This is a genomic window from Paraburkholderia bannensis NBRC 103871, from assembly GCF_000685015.1.
GTDB lineage: Bacteria > Pseudomonadota > Gammaproteobacteria > Burkholderiales > Burkholderiaceae > Paraburkholderia > Paraburkholderia bannensis.
Genome location: NZ_BAYA01000073.1, coordinates 1 through 2,977, shown reverse-complemented (window position 1 = coordinate 2,977; position 2,977 = coordinate 1). Strand labels below are relative to the sequence as shown.

Annotated in this window: 1 protein-coding gene and 2 pseudogenes; all 3 read right to left on the bottom strand. The window is 64.4% G+C overall.

Translation table 11 applies throughout. The features are described from left to right. Nucleotides 1-184: pseudogene (locus tag BBA01S_RS45000) on the bottom strand (dipeptide ABC transporter permease DppC); the annotation flags it as partial. A 6-nt stretch (nt 185-190) separates the two neighbouring features. Next, a complete protein-coding gene (locus BBA01S_RS39205; RefSeq protein ID WP_027821138.1) occupies nt 191-1,204 on the bottom strand; it encodes an ABC transporter permease subunit in 1,014 nt (337 codons plus the stop codon). Nucleotides 1,205-1,343: 139 nt separating this feature from the next. Then, nucleotides 1,344-2,977: pseudogene (locus BBA01S_RS44995) on the bottom strand (ABC transporter substrate-binding protein).

Here is a 2,977-nt window from a genome sequence, read left to right as displayed (position 1 = left end):
CGATGGGGCTGTGCGGCGCGAGCACCGGCGCGAAGATCGCGACGACGACCAGCAGCAGCACGATCACGCCCGCGGCCACCGCGCCGCGGTTGCGCGAGAAGTTCGCCCAGAATTCGCGCAGCACGAGCGCGCGGCCCGAAGGCGGCGTGACCGCCTTGGGAAGGGTGTTTTGGATATCTGCCATGACTGGTTACCTCGTGTGCCGGATGCGCGGGTTGAGCACGCCGTACAGCAGATCGACGACCAGGTTCACGAGGATCACGAGCGTCGCGATCATCAGGATGCCGCCCTGCACGACCGGATAGTCGCGCCGGCTGATCGCATCGATCAGCCACTTGCCGATGCCGGGCCACGAGAACAGCGTCTCGGTGAGCACCGCGCCCGCGAGCAGCGTGCCGACCTGCAGGCCGATCACGGTGACGACGGGAATCAGCGCATTGCGCAGCGCGTGCACGACGATCACGCGCACGGGCGACAGGCCCTTCGCGCGCGCCGTGCGGATGTAGTCCTCGCGCAGCACTTCGAGCATCGACGAGCGCGTCATGCGCGCCACCACCGCAAGCGGAATCGTGCCGAGCACGATCGCGGGCAGGATCAGGTGGCTCAAAGCCGACCTGAACGAGCCTTCATCGGTGCCGGGCAACAGCGAGTCGATCAGCATGAAGCCCGTCACGTGCGGAATGTCGAACTCCACGGCGATGCGCCCGGACACCGGCGTCCAGCCCAGCTTCGACGAGAACACCATGATGAGGATGAGGCCCCACCAGAAGATCGGCATGGAGTAGCCGGTGAGCGCCGTGCCCATCACGCCGTGGTCGACCACGGTGCCGCGGCGCAGCGCCGCGAACACGCCCGCGGGCAGGCCGATGGCGAGCGCGAAGATGAGGGCGCAGACCGACAGCTCGACGGTGGCCGGGAAGCGCGCGAGAAACTCGCCCATCACGCTCGTGTTGGTGATGATCGAGGTGCCCAGGTTGCCCTGCAGCGCGTGGCCGACGTAGTGCAGATACTGCATCGGCAACGGCTCGTCCAGGCCCAGGCGATGCATCGCCTCGGCGTGCATCTGCGGATCGACGCCGCGCTCGCCCATCATCACTTCGATGGGGTCGCCCGGAATCAGGTGAATCAGCGCGAACGCCAGGATCGTGATACCGATGAAGGTCGGTATCACCATGCCGACGCGGCGCAGTACGAAGCGGAACATGTCGTGTTCCCCCCTAAAACTTCAGTGAGCCTGAATTGAAACGCAACCGGCGACAGGGGCTCGTGACCCCGGTCGCCGGACCATTTTCCGCCTGTTTGCCCGATGTGAGGCTCAGGCGGAAAGTCTTACCCGATGATCTTTACTGCATGCTCACGCCGTCAAAGCGTGCGTAGCCCAGCGGCTCGATGCGCATGTCCACCACCTTCTTGCTGACCGGCTGGTAGACCGTCGAGTGCGCGATCGGCGAGAACGGCATCTGCTGCGCGAAGATCTGCTGCGCCTGCGTGTAGAGCTTCGTGCGCTGCGCCTGGTCCGAGGTCTGGCGAGCCTTCTGGATCAGGTCGTCGAACGGCTTGTAGCACCACTTGCCGAAGTTGTTGCCGTTCACCGCCTCGCAGCCGAGCAGCGTGCCGAGCCAGTTGTCCGGATCGCCATTGTCGCCCGTCCAGCCAATCAGCATCGTGTCGTCTTCGCCCGCGTGCGCGCGCTTGATGTACTCGCCCCACTCGTACGTGACGATCTTCGCCTTCACGCCGATCTTGGCCCAGTCGGCCTGGATCATTTCGGCCATCAGGCGCGCGTTCGGGTTGTAGGCGCGCTGCACCGGCATCGCCCAGAGCGTGATCTCGAAGCCGTTCGGGAAGCCCGCCTTGGTCAGCAGCGCCTTGGCCTTCGCCGTGTCGTACGGCTGGGCCGTGAGGCTCTTGTCGTATGACCATTGGGTCGGCGGCATCGGGTTGGTCGCGGCCTGGCCTGCGCCCTGGTAGACCGACTCGATGATCGCCTTCTTGTTGATCGCCATGTCGAGCGCCTGGCGCACTTCAAGCTTGTCCATCGGCTTGCGCGTGACCGTGTACGACAGGTAGCCGAGGTTGAAGCCCGGCTGCGACGGCATGGCGAGGCTGGCATCGGCCTTCAGCGGCGCGATGTCGGCCGGGCGCGGATAGCTCATCACCTGGCATTCGTCGCGCTTGAGCTTCTGCACGCGCACGCTGCGTCCGGCGTGATCGAGAAGATCAGCTTCGAGAGCTTCACTGCGCCCGGCTTCCAGTAGTCCGGATTGCCGTCGAAGCGGATCGTCGCGTCCTTCGTGTAGCTCTTGAAGATGAACGGGCCGGTGCCGACCGGGTTCTGGTTGATGTCCGCGGCCTTGCCGGCTTTCATCAACTGGTCGGCGTATTCAGCCGAGAGGATCGAGGCGAATTCCATCGCCATGTTCTGGATGAACGGCGCATTCGGCTCGTTGAGCGTGAACTTGACGGTGTAGGGATCGACCTTCTCGACCTTGGCGATCAGCTTGTCGAGGCCCATGTCGGTGAAGTACGGGAACGACACCGGGTACGCCTTGCGGAACGGCTGGTTCGGGTCAAGCATGCGCTGGAACGAGAACACGACGTCGTCGGCGTTGAACTCGCGCGAGGGCTTGAAGAACGAGGTCGTCTGGAACTTCACGCCGTGGCGCAGGTGGAACGTGTAGGTCTTGCCGTCGGCGGAAACATCCCACGATTGCGCCAGACCCGGTTCAACCTTGGTGCCGCCACGCTCGAACTCGACGAGGCGGTTGTAGACGGTGAACGTGTTCGCAGTGAAGTCGGTGCCGGTGGTGTACTGCGCCGGATCGAAACCGGCGGGGCTGCCTTCCGAGCAGTAGACGAGCGTCTTGTTCGGGATGCTGCCCTCGGCGTGCGCGAGCGGGGCGCCTGCAATCGATGCCGCTGCGAGCGTCACGAGAGACGTCAGTCGTGCAGCACGCAACAGTTTGTTTTCTTTCAT

Excerpts from the sequence above, each read along its gene's own strand:
- BBA01S_RS39205 (WP_027821138.1), bottom strand. The coding sequence starts at position 1,204 with ATGTTCCGCTTCGTACTGCGCCGCGTCGGCATGGTGATACCGACCTTC.